Genomic DNA, 23,206 nt, shown 5'->3' with positions numbered 1-23,206 from the left:
TTTTAACGCGCATTGCACCGCTTTTCCCTTCCGTTTTCATTTCTGGCACACCCCTTGCAATGTCTCCTGCGTGTTAGCTGCGGCCATTACCGAATTCTGACTGGAGGGGATCTATGAAGCTGGTTACGGTGGTAATCAAACCATTCAAACTCGAAGACGTGCGTGAAGCGTTGTCTTCAATGGGTATTCAGGGACTGACTGTCACCGAAGTGAAAGGCTTCGGTCGTCAGAAGGGTCATGCCGAGCTTTATCGCGGGGCGGAATACAGTGTTAACTTCCTGCCAAAAGTAAAAATTGATGTCGCGATTGCTGATGACCAGCTTGATGAAGTCATCGATGTGATCAGCAAAGCGGCCTATACCGGCAAAATTGGCGACGGCAAAATTTTCGTTGCCGAACTGCAGCGTGTCATTCGCATCCGTACCGGCGAATCTGACGAAGCGGCACTGTAAGTAACTCCTGGCACACAGTGATAGGGATCGAGAAAATGAAGATAGCAACAATCAAAACGGGTCTGGGTTCGCTGGCACTGCTGCCGGGCCTGGCAATGGCTGCTCCTGCGGTGGCAGACAAAGCCGATAACGCCTTTATGATGATCAGCACCGCGCTGGTGCTGTTCATGTCTATTCCGGGTATCGCGCTGTTTTACGGCGGCCTGATCCGTGGCAAAAACGTTCTCTCCATGCTGACGCAGGTTGCCGTGACGTTCGCGCTGGTTTGCGTGCTGTGGGTGGTCTACGGCTACTCTCTGGCCTTCGGTGAAGGTAACGCCTTCTTCGGCAACTTCAACTGGGCCATGTTGAAAAATATTGAACTGACCGCGGTGATGGGCAGTTTCTATCAGTACATCCACGTTGCGTTCCAGGGATCGTTCGCCTGTATCACCGTGGGGCTGATTGTGGGTGCGCTGGCTGAGCGTATTCGCTTCTCTGCCGTTCTGATCTTTGTAGTGGTCTGGCTGACGCTCTCCTATGTGCCGATTGCACACATGGTCTGGGGTGGCGGTCTGCTGGCGTCGCACGGCGCACTGGATTTCGCAGGCGGTACCGTTGTTCACATCAACGCTGCGGTGGCGGGTCTGGTGGGGGCATACCTGATTGGCAAACGCGTGGGCTTTGGCAAAGAAGCGTTCAAACCACACAATCTGCCGATGGTCTTTACCGGTACAGCAATCCTCTATTTTGGCTGGTTCGGCTTCAACGCCGGCTCTGCGAGCGCTGCTAACGAAATCGCTGCGCTGGCCTTCGTGAATACCGTGGTGGCCACGGCGGGTGCAATCCTCTCATGGGTGTTTGGTGAGTGGGCGGTTCGCGGTAAACCTTCTCTGCTGGGCGCGTGCTCGGGTGCCATTGCCGGTCTGGTGGGTATCACGCCGGCATGTGGTTACGTCGGTGTCGGTGGTGCGCTGCTTGTCGGCCTGGTGTCAGGTCTGGCGGGTCTGTGGGGTGTGACGGCGCTGAAACGTCTTCTGCGTGTGGATGACCCTTGCGATGTCTTTGGCGTGCACGGCGTGTGCGGTATCGTCGGTTGTATCATGACCGGTATCTTCGCCGCGAAATCGCTGGGCGGAGTGGGTTACGCTGACGGCGTTGACATGGTTCACCAGGTGCTGGTGCAGCTGGAAAGTATCGCCATTACCGTTGTGTGGTCTGCTGTGGTGGCCTTCATTGGTTACAAACTGGCGGACATGACTGTGGGTCTGCGCGTACCGGAAGAGCAGGAGCGCGAAGGTCTTGACGTCAACAGCCACGGCGAGAATGCGTACAACGCATAATAAACAGCAAAACGGCAATCTCCGATTGCCGTTTTTAGTATTTATTCCCTCTCCCCGTGGGCTGAGGGTTCCCCAGAAAAATGAAAAGCACGATGAAGTGTGATCTACTGGTTGCGCTAACAAATCAGAAGAGACCTCGAAGAGACCTCATCGTGCCTTTACAGACAGTCTGCCAGAAATTTTTCTCCGCGTCTTTACCGGACGTTCACAGCTTCCGGATTAATGTCCTTGTTTCCATGGCCGTTGCCCTCACGCACGGTGCGGATCTGACCCTGACCAGCCTTGGTCGCACTCTTCCCGGCAGAGCGCACGTCAAAAATAAAATTAAACGTGTTGACCGTGCCCTGGGTAATACCGCCCTTCACCGGGACATTCCCCGTATTCAGCACCTGCTCACACATTCCATCACTTCCCTGATGCCCTTCTGTGTAATTGCTGTCGACTGGACCGGCTGGCATGACAGGAACTGGCATCTGCTGCGGGCAAGCCTGGTCTGTAATGGTCGCTCACTGCCGCTTATGAGTGAGGTTGTCCCCGCAGAGCTGGCGCAGAACAGCGATGTACAGTGCCGCTTCCTTGACCGCCTGCATGATGCCATCCCGAAAGATAAAGCCGTCACCATCATTACGGATGCAGGCTTCCGGACAGACTGGTTCCGGCATGTCATCCAGCTGGGCTGGAGCTTCACCGGCAGGGTCAGGGGCTGCATCAGCTTCCGGCTGGACGGAGATAAAAAGTGGATGAAAATCAGTGAGCTTGAGGCTACCGGACAACCGGTCTGCGTGGGTTACAGTGTCCTGTCCCGTAAACCACGAACGCCCTGTTACGGCCGGTTCTATCTGCATAAGCGCCCTGACGCAGGGCGTCAGGGAAAAGGGGGGATGCCGAAAACACAGCGGGAACACCGCAGTAGCGCGCGGGAGCCCTGGCTGCTGTTCAGTAATGCAGAGGAACTGGAGCCGCACCAGATAATGGCCCTGTACAGCCGCAGAATGCAGATAGAACAAAACTTCCGGGACGACAAAAGTCCACGCTTCGGGTTCGGTCTGAGGCTGAGCCGGAGTCAGGGAAAAGGGCGACTGGAAGTGCTGAATATGGTCGCGGCAATGGCAAGCCTGGTGATGTGGCTGGCAGGTTACAGGGCAGAAAGGTAGTGTTTACACTGGCACTATCAGGCAAGCAGCATCAGGCACAGACGGGTTCTGTCATACCTGAGTCTGGCAGAAGAAGTCATCCGGCATGAACCCGGGAAAGTAAGACGGCTGAATATAGTTAACGAGATGAGAAAGCTGGGAAAAGAGTACAGTAATATGGTCATGGTGGCATGACCATATTACTGGGGATCCCTCAGCCCAAAGTGAGAGGGGGCCGTCTGTGCAGGCATTATTTATGGGTATCCCTCAGCCCTGTGGGTGAGGGCATCATCACCCGCGATTACGCATCACCCCTTCCTGCACCGTCGAGGCGACCAGCACGCCGTCCTGCGTATAAAACTCTCCACGTACAAACCCGCGAGCGCTGGACGCCGACGTGCTTTCCACGCTGTAGAGTAGCCAGTCATTCATGTTAAATGGACGATGGAACCACATCGAGTGATCGATCGTCGCAACCTGCATCCCTTTTTCAAGGAACCCCACGCCGTGCGGCTGCAGTGCAACCGGCAGGAAGTTAAAATCTGACGCATAGCCCAGCAGATACTGATGCACGCGGAAATCCTCTGGTACGGTGCCGTTGGCGCGGATCCAGACCTGGCGTTTCGGCTCGGCCGTATGGCCTTTCATCGGGTTATGGAATTCGACCGGGCGGATCTCCAGAGGTTTATCACAAAGGAACTTCTCTTTGACCTGCGGTGGCAGCAAGTGGGCCAGCGCGCGGGCGATATCGGTCTCCGATTTGAGATCGTCCGGCGACGGTGCCGCTGGCATCGTTTTCTGGTGCTCATAACCCGGTTCCGGTGCCTGGAAAGAGGCGGTCATGTAAAAGATGGGCTTGCCATTCTGAATGGCTGCCACGCGGCGCGCGCTAAAGCTGTTGCCGTCACGCAGCACTTCCACGTCGTACACAATGGGTTTTGCGCTATCGCCAGGACGCAGAAAATAGCTGTGAAAGGAGTGCACCAGACGGTCTGCCGGGACGGTCTCCTTGGCAGCGTACAGTGCCTGTCCGACGACCTGCCCGCCGAAGACCTGACGCAAGCCCAAATCTTCGCTCTGTCCGCGAAAGAGTCCTTCCTCAATTTTTTCCAGATTCAGTAATGTCAGCAGATTGTTCAGTGCCTGACTCATAGTTGTCCTCAATAAACGCCGTGGCGAAAGATAGGCAGAGTATAACGCAGAAATGAAAGTGGTCCGACGGGTAGAATTATCTGAATATCAGGGAGAATTTAGGCATTAATCAGTGATCTGTGCCACACTTGAATACGATATGTGTTTGAAACGACATCGGATGGGATCGATCCCGCTGGTGCATTGATGATAAGGAGACTTCAATGAAACTCGTGCCCATGCTAAGTGGTGTAGCTATTGCGGTGGCGTTGTCCGCCTGTGCAGGTAAGAGCGCCCAGGTGCCGGTGCCAGCAGCAGATCCAAATGGGATTAATACACTCTCACAGCAATCCATTCAGCAACCTAATGTTTCCGGTACTATCTGGATCAAACAGCGAGTCGCTTTACCACCGGATGCGGTATTAACGGTCACGCTGTCTGATGCTTCTCTGGCCGACGCGCCGTCGAAAGTGGTGGCCCAGCGTGCTGTTCGTACCGAAGGTAAGCAGGCACCGTTTAGCTTCGTGCTGCCGTATAACCCGGCAGACGTACAGCCGAACGCCCGTATCCTTCTGAGCGCTGCGGTAACCATCAACGGTAAGCTGGTGTTTATTACCGATACGGTTCAGGAAGCCATCAACAACGGTGGGACGAAAATCGACCTGAACCTGGTGCCGGTGCAGCAAACCGAAGTGCCGATTGCACCACAGACGAACCAACCGTCTGTACCTACCCCACCGACTCAGCTGTAATGTGTTCCCCTCTCCTTCGGGGGAGGGGGTCAATACACCCAGCGATACTTCTGCAAATCAATCTGCCCTGACCCGGACACCTGTATCCCTTCTGAAAGTAATGCCTGCCTCTGGCGCTGCAAATTCGGCCCGGTGAGCGAGATGGCACCATGACGATTCACAACCCGATGCCAGGGCAATGTACTGCCTTCAGGAAGCCGTTTTAGCACGCCACCCACCTGACGCGCCGCGCGGGGGGAGCCGGCAAGACGTGCGACGTCACCATAGGTTGTCACGTAGCCCTCCGGAATGGAGGCCACAATTTGCCACACTCGCTGTGGAAAGGAGTCGTGTTCGTCCATCAGTACACCTGTGGGGATGAGTGAAGTGCCATGTTAAACGAAGATTGCGCCGATTGCTGTGCCTGTTTGCGCAAGAAACCACCATCCGGTTGCTGGCAGCTTGCAATTGACCGTTAGCACAGGGATAATGCGCCAGCGCGTTGGGTAACAACGCTCACAATGGGGGCTCTGTTGGTTCTCCCGCAACGCTACTCTGTTCACCAGGTCAGGTCCGGAAGGAAGCAGCCAGGGCAGACGACGTGTGTGCCGGGATGTAGCTGGCAGGGCCTCCACCCATTTCTGGGTAAGTACTTGATAGCTGTACGCTAAAGTACTGAAACCTCTCTCCCTAAGCCTTAGTGGTACAAAAATTGTGTATCACCAGTAGGCTGCACTATGTCCCTTATGCTCTCCCGTCATGGGATCTGGTATTACCGTAAAGTTAACGTTTTACCCTGTGGTAAACGCCGTGAGTTTCGTCGTTCGCTAGGCACTCGTTCAAAGACTGAAGCGACAAAGCGATCTTTACGCTTTGCAGATCGCCCTTGGCTGATTGCTGAAACTGTCAGTCCTACAATCGGTATGAGCCAAACCCCTCAATCAGAATTGTCATTCCAAGAGCTAAAATTACAGGCTGTACAGTATGTTGAGTTTAAAAACCTTGAAGTTTGCGAGAGGGAAGCCGCTTCTATCAAACGCTGTATTGATAAGTACTTTAGCTTCACTGATGAGGTGTTTAAGCGTAGCAGAGCTGCTGAATTCATTAGCGGGCTGGATGTCGCGATTCCTACAAAGAACAAATATGTCAAGAAAATCAGTGGGTTTTTCCGATGGCTGAAACACCGTACTGACTATGATTTTCAGAATCCTTTTGAGGGATTGCTCCAAAAGGATCGAGAGCCAGTTTCCCAAAAGCGAGAGGCATATACCTCTGCTCAGATCAGATGCCTGGAGAATGGGGTCAGTACTTTACCTGAGTGGAAGAAATGGATTATTTTGCTTGGACGATTTACAGGGATGAGAGCTAACGAAATTTGCCAACTATATCATGGTGATATATTAGAAGATGGGGGGAAGTGGTGCATCAGGATTGATGATCGTCATGATGGACAGGTGGTTAAAACAGAGAACAGTAAACGTACAATACCAATTCATAACAAATTGATAGATGCCGGATTTTTGGTCTATGTACAGAAACAGAAGGGCAGGCTTTTCCCGCAGTTAACTTTCTATAAAGGGTCATACAGCCACTACTTCACCCGCTGGTTTAGCGGTTATCGCAAAAAATTAGGGGTTCCAGAGTTTCATTCACTGCGACATTACATTGCCACTAAGTTAAAAAATGCTGGTGTAGTGGAGCATTATGCTGCTGCATTCTTAGGACATGCAGATAATTCAATCACATACAGAAGATATGGTAAGTCAGTCGCGGTATCTCAACTATATGATCTATTAGAACATATTTGATTCGTACTAAGCGGCCTCTTCGCTGAGAGCCTGCTTAGTGACGGGAGAGCATAAGGGACATAGTGCAGCCTACTGGTGATACACAATTTTTGTACCACTAAGGCTTAGGGAGAGAGGTTTCAGTACTTTAGCGTACAGCTATCAAGTACTTACCCAGAAATGGGTGGAGGCCCTGCCATCAGCCATTAGTACTAAATTGTGTTGGTTAATCAATTGGTTATATTGGTAGTACTACAACAGTACTGTACCACTTTCGATAGTACCGTCCAGCACAAAATCTTGCAAGGTAACGTGTTTTCAATGATTTACAGATAATTTTTTGTCTTTAATAGTCCAGTATTCCATTGGATCGTACTGTGGCATAAATGTTTGTACCACTTGGAAAGTACAAGAGTACATTTGAAATAATTAATGAATGTATCAGTAAAGAAGTACAAAGATACCTGCGACTTAATTGAAGGATGTATCACTTAGAAAGTACAGCGATAGTGCTAAAAGCGGAAAATAATCTATGGACTATTAATCAACTGAATTGTCGAGAAAAGTTGCAACTACTCCTTGATTGAGCCATTTTTGCCCGTTAACATGTAACTAATCGAATAAGAACAGCGGCCTTAAAATATTTGCCATGAGATGAGTTTTTTAATAATTTAATAGTAAGTACAATGCATTATATTATCATTAAAAATAAATGAAACGAAAAATAAAGATAAGCTATAATATATCCTGAAATTAAATGATAGGTGGGACTATCAATGATGTTGACAATTGATATATTGACGCTGATTAAATTAGTACTGCACTAGAAATTAAGCAACATCATAGCAATAGTCTGATTATTGGAACACTACAGGTCAATAGTAATTGATTCAAATCATAGGGAGAATTATGGCAGGAAAAAAACAAAATTTCGATAATAGTGAATTTAAATCATTAGCTGGTAACTTTAAAGAATATAACGACCTAACAATTGAAGGGAAAAGAATAGTAATCGAAATTATTACGAAATGTGCTGGTAAGAAAGGGTATCCGAAAGATAAAGTGTATTATGTTCTCTTCAATTGTTTGAATGTTAACAGGGATAGTATTAGGTACTGGCTACAGTACTACTATGGATTACATAGGGATGATTCACCACCTTCTGATTACACGATACGTAAGTTTCTCACTATCACTAAGCAATTGTCCGTTGCGATGGTAGAGGCACACAACAATGGGGTAAAGTTATTCAAAACCGCACAAGATGGCATGTATTACATAACACCCGTACAGAAGTATGAAATCGATAAGATGTACGATAGCGGCCTTTCTGCACAGGAAATGATTACCGCATTACAGAAAATGATAGATGAATCTGCGAAATAAACGCGTTGCAACATGAGTGTTTACTTCGCAAGATGGCTGAGTGTGTGGCTGAATATAGCATGTTAATCATTGTTTTACTGCTATATATTGCGTTTCATGACATCTTGCGACCTTATATTAATATTAACCTATACCTATAACTTTGAAGTATAAAGGTCCTACTGATATTCAGTCTCTATAGAGCCTAACTTCGCTTTCGCTCGTTAGTCTCTATAAAAACAAATATTAGATCGTAACTTTGCGTTTTTCTCGCCAGTACTCGAAAGAACGCCAAAGCCCTTACTCGCTCTCGCTCAAACAGGTAACAGTACTGACAAACCGACTTGATCAAAATGATTTGGGTCGGCTTCCGGCCTAAAGTCTCCGTGAGTAACTACGCGTCGCATGGCTCCTTGTCGGAGTTATCGGGCTGTTCAAGCCCTTACTGTAAGACAACCCGCCGACAAAGCCCACAGAAAATTCTTGAAATCGAAGTGGCTTAAAACAGTACACAGGTATCGAACCTGTCAGAAAATGCCTCAGAAATATACCGAGAGCGTAAAACTACAGGTGATTCAGTACTACCAGTATTTCCCCTAGGACGTCAAAGGAAGATAGTGAATCCTGATTGACGGTCATCGTGCTGTACTTGGTGTTATCACTGCTTAAATTGTATCCATCAGGTACTACCTGAACTCGCTTGTACAAGTAGTCACCTTCTTTGTGCAGTGCTACAACTTTCCCGTCTCGTAACTGCTTTTGGTACTGATCTATAAGCAAGACGCTGCCAATCGTGAATGTTGGCTCCATTACATCAGTCTTAACGCGAAGGGCTGCGAGGTTTGCTCTTTTATCCAACAAATTGGGGAAAATACTTGAATTCAGTAAAAGGAACTCTTCTCTATCAATAAAAGGTATTTCCAATAGTTGTTCGGTTTGCTCTGTTCTTACTGACTTTGTTGATTCCTTGCCAGTAGCTAGCCATTCAACCGAGACGTCACCAGCTTTAGCAAGAAGTACAAGATTCTCAAGCGTAGGGCTTGATACAGCTTGTAGGTAGTTGTGTACAGTACTGTACCCTATGCCTGCTTTTTTGGCGAAATCTCGACCTGACCCAGAAGGTACTATCGATTTTAACCTTTCGCTGAACTGTTCAACGCTTTCTTTTTTGCCAGCCATGCAAAACCCATCGTATTAAAAGGAACTTTGTTCCTTACTTTTATTTGACGAATTCCTTTTAATGATCAATCATGTTCCCAATGTTAGTAATGAGTGGTCATTATGAGTATTCACAATAAGTTAGAATCTCAGATAAAGGAGCAAAATGCCAGTCCTAAGAACTGGCATAGAGCGGATATTTTGGCAGCTATCAAGAAGCGAGGAGGGACATTAGCACAGCTATCTAGAGACAACGGCTTACATGAAAGAACGCTTTACAACGCACTAGAGAGGCATTGGCCTAAAGGTGAAAGAATTATTGCCGATTACATAGGTGAAGAAGTACAAGATATTTGGCCTGAACGCTATAAAAAACTTAACGCAAACTAAATTTTGGGGGATTTATGTCTGGTTTGATTGTTTTTATTATCTGTATAGTTCTTGCTGTAATTACGTATAGGAAAGTTTCAAACCGTTCCAGAAATAAAGATTGGGGAAAGTTCCGTACTTTAACACTTTCCTTATTAATGAGTTTTATTGTGTTTTGTGTGTCGCTAGGTATTGGTGCAGGTGTTTTGTCTGAAGATAAAAGTACTGATGCAAAGACTTCAGCGGCTGGCAGTCCTGAAAAGACAAAGTCCAATGTTTATAAATGCGATAAGTTTGATGCGATAACCCAAACTCGACAAGGAACAAAAAATGATTCTGGATACTATTCAGATAAAGGTATTTTAATAGAATATACCGTTTCTGATGATAAGTTGATCATGCGAATGCCAATTCCAAATGATAAAGATAGTATCTATATAGGTACATTCAACAAGATTGCTGCTGATGGTTCAAGGAAGTACGGAAACTCATCAGCTAACTATTTCGTATCTAAGCTTAATGATAGTACGATAAAAGTAATAACCGTAAATTTTGATGTGCAAATGACACTGACACAAATTTGCTCCAAATAAATGGCGTTATTAAAAATTACTAAGGATAATAGCAGGTGAAGAAACTAATATGTGCAGTACTGCTGACCATTATTCCATTAACTACGGTTGCGGCTACTATTCCTGATGGGAAAATCGAAAATCCCTTTGTTGTTGGTAATGAAGTAGTTTGTCTAAAAGAAATTCAGAAGCAAATTACTCCTTATCTTAAGTCATTTGAAGAAGAAGAGGGAGTCAGATATAAGTATAATGTTAAATCAGGTTTGTCGTACAAAGATACTATGGGGCTACGGCTACAGATCAACCGCGTAGATTCGGGGCTGAATGTTCGTGTAGCCGACCTGGATTACTATTGGCTACAGGAGCGTGGAAGCATGTGCCAACCAACGTACATGGTACTTGATCGTTCTCAATAACTGCCTGTAATGGTATAAGGTCGCGTATGCGACCTTCGTCGAGTACAATTGAAACGTCGATAAGATTACTGGCCTTAAACAAACTATATTATAGAATTATAGTTTTCTTGCTTTTAGTGCTAAAAGTAAAGGAATCGTTTACGCAAATAAAAATAAAGGCTATTTTTTTCTACACGAATTAAAATATCACTTAATTTTTATTTAGATCTTGATTTTGCAATTTCTGCTTTGTATTTTGTGGCTGTGGCTGTGGCTGTGGCTGTGGCTGTGGCTGTGGCTGTGGCTGTGCTTTTACCTCTTCTTCTAATTTATTACTCGGTGACATATTATTATCTAAACAAAACAACCCCAATACCACTATTGCAATAACAGCATTAAAACTATTCCAAATAATTGAAAATCTTTTCCGTCTGGACTCTATATATGCAGTGTCATCTGCTTTTAATTTTTCCGTATTAATTATGTTATTCAAATCGTCTTCATTAAGAAGATCTTTATATCTATTTTTGATTGTGTCATAACGGCTGAGTAATCTATCTTTTTCTTCCAATACTTCTTTATTTGTAAAATACCAATAGACAACAGAGAATAAAATAAACACCAGAGTTACAACTAGAGTTTCTAAGGTTACAGTTCCTCTATAACTATTAGATGTGATTATCTTAATGAGAAATACCGAAATAAAGAATGTAATAATACTCCAAAAACTAGTTTTGAAGGTAGAAAACATGTTTTTAGTAATGTCAGATGCCTTGTCTGATTGCCCAACGAGAAACTCAGAAATTTTATTTTTTATTTCAATGTATTGTTTTACATTATCCTTAAGGTAAATGTCATAGCCTGATTCTATGGACTTTAATGTGCCATGATTTATCGATGTCATACTCTTATCCACCATATGAATGGATATTATATTTCGAGCAAGACCAATTTTATCTATGAAGTTGCCGCTATTATAGACCCACTTGTAAATATCGAAAAGCTCACTTGTGCTGTTATTGCTCATATCTTTTATTGCAATAACTTCACTGATTAGTCTATAACCTTTGAATTTATAATCAATATATAAATCATTACTATCATTCTCAACTGAAATCTCAGATGTATCAGCGAGATAAACAATGAGAAAAGTTGTTAACAGAGAATCAAATGTGTTTTTTATATCAGAATGACAAGACCCTGAAGGGGGCAGGAAAAAATCATCGGGAATGAATTTATATTGTGAATCATTTATAAAATGGCAGCTTTTATTTCTTTTTGAGATGATGGAATCCCGGGCTATGCTGAGAGTATTAGAACCAACCAAATCTTTTTGGCTAACAAATTTGATTGTTTCACTACCAAAGGAGTTAATGTCGTCCCAGACATTAAAAAGCAACTCCTTATGTAGATCAAAGCAGTTAAGATATGTCAGAATACTGGACACATTCGCCCCAAAGACATTTTTGATGAAATCATCAAAGTTAAAAATATGTATTTTATTGTCTTTATCTAAGGCGATTTTTTTATCAATAGAAATGCAAATAATAATGGTATCATCAGTTTCTGAAAATTGAATAGCATCGTCAATTTTATCTTTAACTTGTTGAAGATCACTACAATATTCTGGGGAAATAAGAAGGGTGAATGAATCACAAGTCTCAAACTTAAAGTCAATTTCAATATCTAGATTGTTAGCTATGACTTCATTTGTTAATTCTTCCACCCGTTGAGAATAATCCTGATGGATAGTAGTTTCTAAAATACGATATTCAGCCTTAAATAAATGAAAGTTATCGCAAGAAGAAACTTCTTGCGATGGCATGAATAAATCGGCTATTTTAGATACTATATTCATACGTTATCTTCTTTTCCTGCACTAAATTCTTCGTAACCAGTATCTGAGTAGATTTTCAGATATTTACCTAACGCATCTGATTCGGGAACAATTTTTTTACGGAAATCAGCAACTTCCCCGTTGATTCTTAATTCAATGTTGTCCGACAAAGCTATTGTTTTCTTTATTCTAGCACGAATTACATTTGGTTCTAATTGAAATTGCCTATCAAATTTCGAATTTTTATGATCTGGCAATGCTTTGAATTTCTCGATTATTTGGTCGAAACGTTCATCAATAGCTGGGCTTTCTGGCTTATGAGAACGTACTTTCTCTACTAATTCATCGTATGCAAATTGCTCATTATTTCTAAAGTAAGCAATAATGTCATTACGCATATACCAATAATCCACGGAAGAGTGCTTTTCAACTTCCCTTTTAAGAAAGTTTTCAATTGAACCAAACGCATTTTTTGTATTAAGTTCAGAGCTTTGAAGTTCTACAGTACTGAGGAAGTTTTTCCACCAATATTCACTAATTATAGCTCCACTATCCGATATAAGAATCTCTTCAACATCATATGTGTTGCTGAAACTAACTAAACATGATTTTTGGAGCCTTTGACGATTAAGAGGAAGTCCTTTTTTGATTTTTGACTCTATCTCATCAAAAAAATCGCTATGTTCAATTTTAAGTATTACGAAATTGAAATTATTGTCACGAGAAAGTAATAAAATTAATAAGGCTCCTTTTTTAATTTTTTCTTCATAGCCTTAATTTTATCTTGAGCATCTATTTCCACGGACAAAAGTTTTTCAGCAATTCCAAGTGTTCTCTTGTCCCACTCGTTTTGATCATTAACAAGCACGTTAAGATGAGCAGGGACAAATTCTTCTATTGCCCTGAATTTAAAGGATTTGCTGCGAGTATTTTCCAGTAACTCATCTAACAATTGGCCGCAATACTTCTGAAAATCGCCCTCACCGTGTTCAAGGTCTACCTTGCTTGCTTCTGCCTGTTCTACGGATATGTTAAACATTGCGTGTGATATAACTTTAAGTTCACTCATTGCTGATAAGTCCTTATAAGAAATCAAATCACAGCACTGGTTATTCATACAGTATATTCCGAATGAATCTATCTACCAGCACCTTTACAAAAAATTAGAAGAGGTTGTCACTAACATAAACACTGCCGACTTCGATACATCTAATTAAACATGAAAAATTCTCTATAAGCCAGACAGTTAGCTCGATTTTGTCTATGCGTAAATGGATATTATTTCATTGGAAATAGTAACTTTTTGTTATTGATGTGCAGTATTCCTAGTGCATCATACGTATACCTCAAGCAGACCTGCACAGATCTTCATTCAAAGTGGTTCATTAAATGAATTTTACAACCTAAAACAGACTATATATAATGAACCATATAAAACAGACTGAGGGTGAGTATCATGCGTGTATGGGCATATCTAAGAGCATCGACGAAAGAGCAAGATGCAGATAGGGCTTTGAAAGAGTTGGAGGCATTTGCTCATTCACATGATCTGAAAATATCAAAGTACTTTAAGGAAAATGAATCAGGTGCAAGCCTACAGCGGCCTCAATTGTTTTTACTCTTAGATATCGCGGAACGTGGCGACATTCTGCTCTGTGAGCAAATAGATCGTATAAGCCGACTTACAGCAGAGGACTGGAAAACCTTACGAGGACTCATCGAATCTAAAGGGATCAGGGTCGTATCGTTAGACTTGCCTACGAGCCATCAGCTTTTGCATGTTCAGGATGAGTTCACCGCTCGTATGTTTGAAGCAATGAATTCTATGATGCTCGATATGCTGGCGGCAATCAGCCGCAAGGACTATGAAGATCGCCGCAGACGACAAAAGCAAGGTATTGAAAGGGCCAAGAGAGAGAAAAAGTATCGTGGTCGTCCAGTCGATCAGATCTTGCATCATAAAGTACAAGAACTACTGTCTGACGGTAAAAGCTGGAGCAAAATTCAGGCTTTGATCGGTTGTTCAAGGGCTACTATCGCAAAGGTGGCTAAAAACTCATCTCTTACAGAAGAATAGTGGGTAATAAAGGGCAGAGTAGGCCAGCACTGCCAGATTGTTAACGAATATAGCGGTATAGGGTTAAGAAAGGGTATTTACAGTTTCGTAGTGAACGAATCCTTTCGATATCTATCCACTTTTTGTGATGAAAATCAATTTAAACACAATATGTAGTGTTGAGTAGTTGTTTTTGTCGCTATATGCTGATGTTTCCATGGAAATAGAGGGTTCGATTATGGGTAAAGATCAGCATGTTGTTCCTCATGATGGAGGTTGGGCCGTTAAGGGTGCAGGAAACAGTAAAGCGACCTCCGTTCACTCAACAAAGCAATCTGCGGTGGACGCTGCAAGAGGGATTGCTACAAATCAAAGAAGTGAGCTTGTGATCCATAACAAGGATGGCAGGATCGCAAAAAAAGATTCGCATGGTAACGATCCTTGTCCACCAAAGGACAAGAAGTAACTGAATAAGGGGCTTTTCGCCCCTTTTTTATGTACATCGGATAAGCACTTTCGACACTATAAATTTCGAAAATTACATGTCATGTCCCCAACCCTTAAGGCACGTTACCTTGCAAGATTTTGTGCTGGACGGTACTATCGAAAGTGGTACAGTACTGTTGTAGTACTACCAATATAACCAATTGATTAACCAACACAATTTAGTACTAATGGCTGATGGCAGGGCCCCCACCCATTTATGTTTCTGGCAACATCTCCCCGTTTTTTACTTCCTTCCGGCATGGCTATTCCACAGAATTAACAGGGTTTAATTCGTTATGTAATATATATTTCATCGCGCTGAAATATTACTGTCATAAACCTGTAATAATAGACTGTCATTTTATTTCTGGGCGTCTTTTTTCTGTCATAAGTTAAAAATATATATCTGGATTACATTGTTAACATCGTGTATTAAATAAAGCACTTATTCCGAAGGGAAGTGACAATCATGGCTACTGCGGTATTAAACGTTAAGATTGACGAAGCGCTAAAAGAAAGACTTCGCCACTATGCGGAAGTGAATAACGAGAACTTAAGCGTGACCACAGAGAAGTTGCTGCTGCTGGCATTTGAAGCCGCAGACGAGGTGGGAGTATCGGAAGAGGATATTGATAATCAGCATACGGAAGAAGAGAGTGTAACGCCTTTTACTCCTAAAGAAATCAAAGCTCTACGTAAACTTCTGAAGAAGAGAAAATGAAACAACAACTATCGACCGCCAGTGACTACAAAGAAGCCTGCGATCTGTTGCGTTCAGGCTACGTGAAGCATGTCCGTCTTGGCTGGAATGTAGGAAGTGATGAGTTCTTTCGTATTGCGTCTGACTGGTGTGATACCGGCGCAAAAATAAAGAAAGACGGTGAAAGTTTTGTTATTTCACTGAAGGGTTTTCCTATTCCTCCTCAGCACTGATTCCTGACTGGTGAAAACTGCTGACTGCCGTATGACAGTCAGCAGTTTTTATTTTATGATCCACTTCAAACTTTTATATTAAACAAGACTGCGTTTTACCGACGGCGCGGTTTTATTTAATGCGAGCCAAACCGGTTTGATTCGTAGCAACGCCTGCTCAAGCTCTGCCGACTCAAGCGAGAAGGGCATGCGTAAGTAGCGGTCAAACGCACCCGATAAACCAAAGCGTGTGCCGGTTCCCAGATTAATCCCCAGCATTTCTGCACGTGCGGCGAGCTGTGTCGCCAGCATGCCCGGCAGCTCGATCCAGTAGGATAGCCCGCCTTCCGCCTCCTGAAACCGCCACTGGGGAAAATGTTCGCGCAGCAGTTCACCGCAGCGGTCGCGTCGCTCCTTCAGTATTTTCCGGCGCGCAGGCAGAAATGTCTCGCTATTGTTGATGAGCCACAGCGTGGCCAGCTGTTCCAGCAGCGGCGAGCCTAAATCCAGCGTATCCCGCGTCTGGGCAAGTGTGGCAATGGTGCGCGACGAGGCGCGGATCCAGCCGAGGCGCAGCCCACCCCAGAAACTTTTTCCCGCCGAACCCAGGGTGATCACCGTAGCCTGCGAATTAAACGACGCCAGCGGCGGCGGGGGCGGTGCTTCAAACCAGAGATCGACCATCGTTTCATCGACCACCAGCGTGGTACGGGTGCGAGCGGCAATGTCGGTTATTTCCTGACGGGTGGCGATATCCATGCATCGCCCTGTTGGATTGTGAAAATCCGGCATCAGGTACGCCAGGCGCGGTGCTGTCTGCGCCAGCGTGGCGGCAAAGCCATCCGTATCCCAGCCGCTTTCCGGCAGCGACACGCCCACCGGCCGACACGATGCCCCCTGGATGGCTGCAATCGCCAGCGGATAGGTGGGATGATCGACCACGACGCGATCGCCCGGGCCGGCCATCATCCGCAGTACCAGCGCAAAACCGCTGACGGCACCATTGACCACCATCACTTCGTCTGCGCGGGTCGGCAGCCCGCGTGCGGTATAGCGAGCGGCAATGGCGTCGCGCAGAGCCGCCAGGCCGAGCTGATCGTAACCGGTCAGCGTAAGATGCTGGGTGATCGCGGTGAGCGCCCAGGTGTAAGCCTGGTGGATCTCTGGCCCGGCATTCAGGGCGGCAGTCGAGAGATCCAGCGCTGCGCTTGCCGCTGAAAGCGTCGGTACGGCACGGGTATCGGGCAGGATCACGCGTGAACCGCTGCCGTGGCGGCTCTCCAGATACCCTTCTTCTCGCAGATGGGCCAGCGCGCTGCTGATGGTCGTCCGGCTTACATCTAACGCCGTGGCCAGTTCACGTTCACCGGGCAGGCGCGTGCTCAACGCCAGCCTGCCGTCGAGGATCAGCAGGCGCAACGCGTCGGCCAGCTGTCGCCAGAGTGGGGTTCGGGACGGGGTTTGTTGCCAGTGGCCCAAAAGGCGAACCAGCGACTGACTTCCGAAACGGCGTGATGACATATGCAGTCCACTATTTGAAAACTGGACATTAATCATAGTGCCATTTTCGAACAAGATGAAAGCCTGGTTCACTGGAGAAGCTAAAATGGTACGTCGTCTGCTGCAACTGTACGTTGGTTTAGGCCTGTACGGGCTTTCAACCGCGATGTTTATTCGTTCGGATCTGGGGGTTGACCCGTGGGATGTGTTTCACCTTGGGGTGGGATTACAGCTGGGGATGACCATCGGTACGGTGATTATTTTGACCGGTGCCGCGGTGCTGCTGCTGTGGATCCCGCTGCGTCAGATGCCTGGGCTGGGAACGCTCAGTAACGTTGTCTGTATTGGCCTGGCGGCGGATGCCTCGATGGCCCTTATCCCCGAGCTGGATCTTCTCCCCATTCGGATTGCTCTGCTGGTTGGGGGCATTGTGCTGAACGCGATAGCAACCGGTATGTATATCGGTGCCGGGTTCGGGGCGGGCCCACGCGATGGACTGATGACCGGCATTCACGCCCGGCTGGGGTGGTCAATCCGCAGCGTTCGGACCTCAATTGAAGTGAGTGTTCTGCTGATTGGCTGCGTCCTTGGCGGAACGTTTGGCGTCGGGACGGTACTGTATGCCCTGACCATCGGCCCGCTTATCCAGCTCTGTTTGCCGTGGTTCCGTCAGAAGCCGCGTACGGATAACGTTCCTCAGCCAGAGCGGGTTGTTTAATTTTGCGAAGCGCTCACAGGTATTAATGGCCGCGCTGTGCCACAATAGACGGCTCTGTTAACACCAAGCCGGAACGCATGAAAGCCATTACCCTCTATGATGTTGCCCTCCTTGCGGGGGTGTCTTATCAAACCGTTTCCCGTGTGATTAACGACGCGGAGCATGTTTCTGCCCGGACACGGGAAAAGGTGCAGCAGGCCATGGCGGAGCTGCACTATGTTCCTAACCGTGGCGCGCAGCAGCTGGCGGGCAAGCGCACCCGTACGCTGGGACTGATCACTACCGATCTGGCGCTGCATGCGCCTTCGCAAATTGTCTCTGCGGTCAAATCCCGGGCGGTAGAAAAGGGGGCGAGCGTACTGATCTCAATGGTGGAACATCCGCAACAGTGCCAGGCCGCGCTTCAGGAGCTGCTGGCGCAGCGCGTGGAAGCCCTGCTGGTGAACGTGCCGCTTGACGATCCCCATGCCGAACAACTCAAGGCACTGGCGTCGCCCGTGCCGGTGTTGTTTCTGGATGTCTCTCCGTCGGCAGCGGTCAACAGCCTGGTGTTCAATGCTGAACAGGGCGCTCGTCTGGGCGTTGAACATTTGCTGTCGCTCGGGCATCAGCGTATTGCATTGCTGAGCGGGCCGGAAAGCTCTGTTTCCGCTCGTGCCCGTCTGGCGGCATGGAAAGCCGCGCTGGCGGAAGCTGGCCTTGAGGCGGCGGCGGTGGCCTACGGCGACTGGAGCGCAGCCTGCGGTTATGAGAAGGGGCATGCGCTGTTGTCTGCTGCAACGTTACCGGATGCCATTCTGGTGGCTAACGATCAAATGGCGCTGGGGGTGATGCGGGCCTGCGCGGAAAAAGGGGTGACGATCCCGGGCCAGATATCGATAGTGGGGTTTGACGATACCGCCGACAGCGCCTGGTTTTCACCTCCGCTTACCACCATCCGTCAGGCATTTCGCGAGGCAGGTGAACAAAGTGTGGAGTGGCTGCTGGCTCCCGCCCGCCATGAAGCTTGCTGGCAGGTTCAGTTGCCCGTCACGTTGATTAGCCGACAATCCAGTGCCCGTCGCACCCCGCAGCAGGCCGATCGTGAGGATCTTGCGCAGCAGCTCAGAAGCCTGGCCCTGCTGGCAGAGCAACTTGCTCGCCAGTAACACTTTTGTGATCTGACTCGCTACACGGCGATCCCACGCTTTACCGCGGCAGTTTGCCAGGGCATGTTGAGTAAAATTGTGAGCGCTTCGCAAAGAGGAAAACATGTCCAATACTGTCTCGCTGACTCTCAGCGCACTTCTGGCCCGTCGGGACTGGGAAAATCCCGGCGTCACCCAGTGGAACCGGCTGGCGGCGCATGCGCCATTTCATAGCTGGCGTAATGAACACGCCGCCAGAGAGGACGCGGCATCCATCAGCCGACGTTCCCTGAATGGGGAGTGGCGATTTAGCTTCTTTTCTGCACCTGAGCAGGTTCCGCAGGCATGGACAGGCGAAGATTGCCCGGATGCCGTTGCGATGCCGGTGCCGTCAAACTGGCAGATGCAGGGGTTTGATACACCTGTTTACACCAACGTCACCTATCCCATTCCCGTCAATCCGCCCTTTGTTCCGGCAGAGAATCCGGTCGGTTGTTACTCGCTCACATTTGAGGTGGAGGACGCGTGGCTCGAGGGCGGGCAAACCCGCATTATCTTTGATGGCGTGAACTCGGCGTTTCATCTCTGGTGCAACGGTCAGTGGGTGGGGTATTCCCAGGACAGCCGTCTGCCGGCCGAATTCGATCTCTCGGGCGTATTGCGTGCTGGCCAGAACCGCCTGGCCGTGATGGTTTTGCGCTGGTGCGACGGAAGCTATCTGGAAGATCAGGACATGTGGCGCATGAGCGGGATTTTCCGCGATGTGTCGCTGCTGCATAAGCCGGAGACGTACATCGCGGATTATCAGGTGGTCACCGACCTCAATGCGGAGCTGGATCGCGCCGTGCTGAAGGTGGATGTCGCCCTGGCGGGCGCTCACTTTGCGGAGTGCGAGGTGGCAATAACGCTCTGGCGCAACGGTGAACGCTGTGCCAGCGCCACCCGGCGGCCAGGCTCGGCCATTGTGGATGAACGTGGCAACTGGGCCGAGCGGTTGACGGTGGCGATCCCGGTTGCGTCACCCGCCTTATGGAGTGCTGAGACCCCAGCGCTTTATCGGCTGACGATCGCGCTGCTGGACCCGCAGGGTGAGGTGCTGGAGATTGAAGCCTGTGACGTGGGCTTCCGCCGCGTTGAAATCAGCAATGGCCTGCTGAAGCTCAACGGCAAGCCACTGCTCATCCGCGGGGTCAACCGGCATGAACATCACCCGGAAAACGGCCAGGTGATGGACGAAGCGACGATGCGTCGCGATATCGAAATCATGAAGCAGCACAACTTCAACGCCGTGCGCTGCTCGCACTACCCAAACCATCCTCTGTGGTACCGGCTTTGCGATCGCTACGGCCTGTATGTGGTTGACGAGGCCAATATCGAAACCCACGGCATGGTGCCGATGAGTCGTCTCGCTGACGATCCCCGCTGGCTGCCCGCCATGAGCGAGCGCGTGACCCGCATGGTGCAACGCGATCGTAATCATCCGTCCATTATCATCTGGTCGCTGGGCAATGAGTCTGGCCACGGTGCAAATCACGACGCGCTGTATCGCTGGCTAAAAACCACCGATCCGACGCGCCCGGTTCAATATGAAGGCGGTGGAGCGAATACGGCGGCGACCGATATCATTTGTCCGATGTATGCCCGTGTTGATCAGGATCAGCCGTTCCCGGCAGTGCCGAAATGGTCCATTAAAAAATGGATCGGGTTGCCGGATGAAACCCGACCGCTGATCCTCTGCGAATACGCCCACGCAATGGGCAACAGCTTTGGCGGCTTCGCCAGATACTGGCAGGCGTTTCGTAGCCATCCGCGTCTGCAGGGAGGATTTGTCTGGGACTGGGTCGACCAGGCGCTGACGAAGAAAGATGAAAATGGCACCCCGTTCTGGGCCTACGGCGGCGATTTTGGTGATACACCCAATGACCGACAGTTCTGCCTTAACGGGCTGGTGTTCCCCGATCGCACGCCGCACCCGGCACTGTATGAGGCTCAGCGTGCGCAGCAGTTCTTCACCTTTACGCGGGTAAGCACTTCTCCGCTGGTGGTGGACGTGCAAAGCGATTACCTGTTCCGTCATACGGATAACGAGCTGCTCAGATGGTCAGTGATCCGTGACGGAACGGTGCTGGCTAAGGGGGAGGTTACGCTCTCCATCGCGCCTCAGGAGACTCAGCGTCTGGAAATCTCGCTGCCCGCGCTGACGGCAGAGCCGGGCGAGGTCTGGCTGAATGTAGAGGTGTACCAGTTGAAAGCAACGCCGTGGTCACCGGAAAACCATCGCTGCGCGTGGGATCAATGGCCACTCCCGGCACCGTTGTTTATCGCCCCGCCCGCACCGGTGGGTGTGCCGCCGGTACTGACGCAAACCGATGAGATGCTGACCCTGACGCACCAGCAGCAGCGATGGATATTTGACCGTACCTCAGGACACCTGACGCAGTGGCTGAACAATGGCGTTGAAACGCTGCTCTCGCCGCTGACGGATAACTTTACCCGCGCGCCGCTGGACAATGATATCGGGGTCAGCGAGGCCACGCGTATCGATCCAAATGCATGGGTGGAGCGCTGGAAGGCAGCGGGGATGTACGACATCACCCCGCGGTTGCTGCGTTGTGAAGGAGAGCAGCATGCCCGCGAGGCGGTAGTCACGACGCTGCATGCCTGGGAACATCTCGGCAAAGCGCTGTTCCTGAGCCGTAAAGTCTGGCGGGTGGACGATCAGGGTGTGCTGCACGGTGAGGTTGAAGTAGAGGTTGCGTCTGATATTCCGGAGCCTGCGCGTATTGGCCTGAGCATGCATCTTGCCCGGCCGCCGGAAGCCGTTCACTGGCTGGGGCTGGGGCCGCATGAAAACTACCCGGACAGAAAGCTGGCAGCACAGCAGGGACGCTGGACGTTGCCGCTGCAGGCAATGCATACGCCGTACATCTTCCCGACGGAAAACGGCTTGCGGTGCGATACCCGTGAACTGGTGCTGGGGACGCATCAGTTGAACGGGCAGTTCCATTTCTCTGTGAGCCGCTACAGCCAGCAACAGCTGCGTGAGACAACCCATCACCATCTGCTGCGTGACGAGCCGGGGTATTGGCTCAATCTTGATGCGTTCCATATGGGCGTGGGTGGAGATGACTCCTGGAGCCCCAGCGTCTCGCCGGAATTCATCCTGCAAAATCGTCAGCTTCGCTATCGCTTTAGCTGGCGTCAGAACCTCAACTGACCTTCGGTGGCGGCCACGCGTTGGCCGCCTGGTTCAGGCCAGGATACCGCCTAACCCGTGCAGGATCATGTAACCCCCCACCAGGATAATCAGTGCCGCAGAGAACCACGGTGCTTTGCGAGAAAATTCGCTGAAACCCGGCCAGCGTTTTGTGGCATGTTTAAGGCTTAACGCGGCAATCGCGCCCGATGCCACCAGCGTTAACGCCAGACCAATACTGAAGCTAAATACCAGCGTGGCGCCCAGGGCAAAGTGCTTGAGCTGCAGACAGATCAGCAGGACGGTGATTGACGCCGGGCAGGGGATCAACCCGCCGGTCAGCCCAAACATCGCAATTTGCCCGGTGGTGACGTTTTGTCCGTTAAAACGACGATTGATATCCTGCGCATGGGCGCGCTGGTGGGCGTCTTGCCACTCCTCTGCAACCAGTTGATGTTCATGGTGGTGATGATCATGATGGTGGTCATGGTCATGGTCATGGTCATGGTCATGGTGGTGATGATGATCGTGCGGCTGATTCTCCTTCCAGGTACGCCACGCCATCCACAGCGCGATCAAAACGATCAATACCCCAGAGATAAGCTGGAACCAGGGTTCAGAGGTTTGCGCATCCCAGCCGCGACCAAACCATAATCCCGCCATGGCAATGATCCAGACCACCGCGGTATGGGAAAGCGTGGCCGCCAGCCCCAACAATACCGCCTGTTTCAGCGTGCCGCGGATCGCCACAATAAAGGCCGCCATCATTGTTTTAGAGTGGCCCGGCTCAAGACCATGCAGGGCACCGAGCAGGATCGCGCTGGGAATGAATAGCCATGCGTTGCCCTGTTGCAGAAGAGAAGCAAAATCGTTCATTACAAAATCCGCACTGGAAAAGGTGCGCAGATAGTACTCCCCCCCAGTAGTTGAATACTACCCCCCAGTAAAAAAATACTCAG

The 23,206-nt window shown here is 48.8% G+C and carries 24 protein-coding genes and 1 other RNA gene; 17 read left to right on the top strand and 8 right to left on the bottom strand.

The genetic code is table 11. The annotated features are described in order from the left end of the window. Positions 1–113: 113 nt before the first annotated feature. The 3 genes from glnK (at position 114) to EQV24_RS10930 (ending at position 2,928) form a co-directional block, all read left to right on the top strand. The gene (glnK, locus tag EQV24_RS10940) at positions 114–452 is read left to right on the top strand and encodes a P-II family nitrogen regulator (protein WP_008503304.1); all 339 of its coding nucleotides are present in this window, start codon (positions 114–116) and stop codon (positions 450–452) included. 35 nt (positions 453–487) lie between these two features. After that, on the top strand, positions 488–1,774 hold the full coding sequence (gene amtB / locus EQV24_RS10935; protein WP_130626573.1) for an ammonium transporter AmtB: 1,287 nt from the start codon (positions 488–490) through the stop codon (positions 1,772–1,774). A 152-nt stretch (positions 1,775–1,926) separates the two neighbouring features. After that, positions 1,927–2,928 (top strand): IS4 family transposase, encoded by a 1,002-nt coding sequence (locus EQV24_RS10930; protein ID WP_243649028.1) that lies wholly within the window; start codon positions 1,927–1,929, stop codon positions 2,926–2,928. Positions 2,929–3,198: 270 nt separating this feature from the next. Here EQV24_RS10930 and tesB read toward each other — a convergent pair whose 3' ends face one another. Beyond that, positions 3,199–4,059 (bottom strand): acyl-CoA thioesterase II, encoded by an 861-nt coding sequence (gene tesB / locus EQV24_RS10925; RefSeq protein WP_013095873.1) that lies wholly within the window; start codon positions 4,057–4,059, stop codon positions 3,199–3,201. A 203-nt stretch (positions 4,060–4,262) separates the two neighbouring features. Here tesB and EQV24_RS10920 point away from each other — a divergent pair, with 203 nt between their 5' ends. After that, complete coding sequence (locus tag EQV24_RS10920) at positions 4,263–4,790, top strand: YbaY family lipoprotein (protein ID WP_013095874.1); 528 nt, start codon at positions 4,263–4,265, stop codon at positions 4,788–4,790. 29 nt (positions 4,791–4,819) lie between these two features. On the opposite strand, the gene EQV24_RS10915 is transcribed toward EQV24_RS10920, so the two are convergent. Beyond that, positions 4,820–5,131 (bottom strand): MGMT family protein, encoded by a 312-nt coding sequence (locus EQV24_RS10915; protein ID WP_045292934.1) that lies wholly within the window; start codon positions 5,129–5,131, stop codon positions 4,820–4,822. A gap of 169 nt (positions 5,132–5,300) precedes the next feature. Here EQV24_RS10915 and ffs point away from each other — a divergent pair. The 3 genes from ffs (at position 5,301) to EQV24_RS10900 (ending at position 7,942) form a co-directional block, all read left to right on the top strand. Then, positions 5,301–5,397, top strand: an RNA gene (gene ffs / locus EQV24_RS10910) — signal recognition particle sRNA small type. A 109-nt stretch (positions 5,398–5,506) separates the two neighbouring features. Beyond that, a complete protein-coding gene (locus EQV24_RS10905; protein ID WP_130626572.1) occupies positions 5,507–6,577 on the top strand; it encodes a site-specific integrase in 1,071 nt (356 codons plus the stop codon). Between the two features lie 888 nt (positions 6,578–7,465). Beyond that, positions 7,466–7,942, top strand: a complete 477-nt coding sequence (locus tag EQV24_RS10900; protein ID WP_001572616.1) for a hypothetical protein — start codon at positions 7,466–7,468, stop codon at positions 7,940–7,942. A gap of 543 nt (positions 7,943–8,485) precedes the next feature. Here EQV24_RS10900 and EQV24_RS10895 read toward each other — a convergent pair. After that, positions 8,486–9,100: a S24 family peptidase gene (locus tag EQV24_RS10895; protein ID WP_130626571.1), complete on the bottom strand. Its 615-nt coding sequence runs from the start codon at positions 9,098–9,100 to the stop codon at positions 8,486–8,488. A gap of 102 nt (positions 9,101–9,202) precedes the next feature. Here EQV24_RS10895 and EQV24_RS10890 point away from each other — a divergent pair, with 102 nt between their 5' ends. The 3 genes from EQV24_RS10890 to EQV24_RS10880 are packed head-to-tail and all read left to right on the top strand — an operon-like array spanning position 9,203 to position 10,436. Then, entirely contained in the window at positions 9,203–9,469 is a 267-nt protein-coding gene (locus EQV24_RS10890) for a helix-turn-helix domain-containing protein (RefSeq protein WP_130626570.1), read from the top strand. A gap of 14 nt (positions 9,470–9,483) precedes the next feature. Next, positions 9,484–10,041 (top strand): hypothetical protein, encoded by a 558-nt coding sequence (locus EQV24_RS10885; protein ID WP_130626569.1) that lies wholly within the window; start codon positions 9,484–9,486, stop codon positions 10,039–10,041. A 35-nt stretch (positions 10,042–10,076) separates the two neighbouring features. Continuing rightward, on the top strand, positions 10,077–10,436 hold the full coding sequence (locus tag EQV24_RS10880; RefSeq protein ID WP_105604588.1) for a hypothetical protein: 360 nt from the start codon (positions 10,077–10,079) through the stop codon (positions 10,434–10,436). Between the two features lie 190 nt (positions 10,437–10,626). Here EQV24_RS10880 and EQV24_RS10875 read toward each other — a convergent pair whose 3' ends face one another. The 3 genes from EQV24_RS10875 to EQV24_RS10865 are packed head-to-tail and all read right to left on the bottom strand — an operon-like array spanning position 10,627 to position 13,321. Then, on the bottom strand, positions 10,627–12,273 hold the full coding sequence (locus EQV24_RS10875) for a hypothetical protein (protein WP_130626568.1): 1,647 nt from the start codon (positions 12,271–12,273) through the stop codon (positions 10,627–10,629). Then, positions 12,270–12,989, bottom strand: a complete 720-nt coding sequence (locus EQV24_RS10870; protein WP_243649039.1) for a nucleoid-associated protein — start codon at positions 12,987–12,989, stop codon at positions 12,270–12,272. Before EQV24_RS10870 ends, EQV24_RS10875 begins: the two co-directional genes overlap by 4 nt. After that, on the bottom strand, positions 12,989–13,321 hold the full coding sequence (locus EQV24_RS10865) for a hypothetical protein (protein WP_130626566.1): 333 nt from the start codon (positions 13,319–13,321) through the stop codon (positions 12,989–12,991). Before EQV24_RS10865 ends, EQV24_RS10870 begins: the two co-directional genes overlap by 1 nt. A 387-nt stretch (positions 13,322–13,708) precedes the next feature. Between EQV24_RS10865 and EQV24_RS10860 the strand changes: the two genes are divergently transcribed. From EQV24_RS10860 to EQV24_RS10845, 4 genes are all read left to right on the top strand, one after another. Beyond that, positions 13,709–14,329: a recombinase family protein gene (locus EQV24_RS10860; RefSeq protein ID WP_175572505.1), complete on the top strand. Its 621-nt coding sequence runs from the start codon at positions 13,709–13,711 to the stop codon at positions 14,327–14,329. A gap of 217 nt (positions 14,330–14,546) precedes the next feature. Beyond that, positions 14,547–14,774 (top strand): DUF2188 domain-containing protein, encoded by a 228-nt coding sequence (locus tag EQV24_RS10855; protein WP_001572622.1) that lies wholly within the window; start codon positions 14,547–14,549, stop codon positions 14,772–14,774. A gap of 489 nt (positions 14,775–15,263) precedes the next feature. Beyond that, on the top strand, positions 15,264–15,515 hold the full coding sequence (locus EQV24_RS10850; protein ID WP_020686138.1) for a hypothetical protein: 252 nt from the start codon (positions 15,264–15,266) through the stop codon (positions 15,513–15,515). Beyond that, positions 15,512–15,727 (top strand): hypothetical protein, encoded by a 216-nt coding sequence (locus tag EQV24_RS10845; RefSeq protein WP_013095877.1) that lies wholly within the window; start codon positions 15,512–15,514, stop codon positions 15,725–15,727. Before EQV24_RS10850 ends, EQV24_RS10845 begins: the two co-directional genes overlap by 4 nt. Before the next feature lie 78 nt (positions 15,728–15,805). On the opposite strand, the gene EQV24_RS10840 is transcribed toward EQV24_RS10845, so the two are convergent. After that, positions 15,806–17,227 (bottom strand): PLP-dependent aminotransferase family protein, encoded by a 1,422-nt coding sequence (locus tag EQV24_RS10840; protein ID WP_130626564.1) that lies wholly within the window; start codon positions 17,225–17,227, stop codon positions 15,806–15,808. 85 nt (positions 17,228–17,312) lie between these two features. Here EQV24_RS10840 and EQV24_RS10835 point away from each other — a divergent pair, with 85 nt between their 5' ends. The 3 genes from EQV24_RS10835 (at position 17,313) to EQV24_RS10825 (ending at position 22,268) form a co-directional block, all read left to right on the top strand. Then, positions 17,313–17,924 (top strand): membrane protein, encoded by a 612-nt coding sequence (locus tag EQV24_RS10835; RefSeq protein ID WP_013095879.1) that lies wholly within the window; start codon positions 17,313–17,315, stop codon positions 17,922–17,924. Between the two features lie 77 nt (positions 17,925–18,001). Next, entirely contained in the window at positions 18,002–19,072 is a 1,071-nt protein-coding gene (locus EQV24_RS10830) for a LacI family DNA-binding transcriptional regulator (protein WP_020686140.1), read from the top strand. Positions 19,073–19,175: 103 nt separating this feature from the next. Beyond that, on the top strand, positions 19,176–22,268 hold the full coding sequence (locus tag EQV24_RS10825; RefSeq protein WP_130626563.1) for a beta-galactosidase: 3,093 nt from the start codon (positions 19,176–19,178) through the stop codon (positions 22,266–22,268). 33 nt (positions 22,269–22,301) lie between these two features. Here the strand turns inward: EQV24_RS10825 and EQV24_RS10820 are convergent, their stop codons facing one another. Then, a complete protein-coding gene (locus tag EQV24_RS10820; RefSeq protein ID WP_045292924.1) occupies positions 22,302–23,123 on the bottom strand; it encodes a nickel/cobalt efflux protein RcnA in 822 nt (273 codons plus the stop codon). Between the last annotated feature and the right edge of the window lie 83 nt (positions 23,124–23,206).

Origin of the sequence: Enterobacter sp. A8 (genome assembly GCF_004296595.1) — a bacterium.
GTDB classification, from domain to species: Bacteria; Pseudomonadota; Gammaproteobacteria; order Enterobacterales; family Enterobacteriaceae; genus Enterobacter; species Enterobacter cloacae.
Note: the sequence above shows the minus strand (reverse complement) of the source record. Positions and strands in the feature narration are given on the sequence as shown.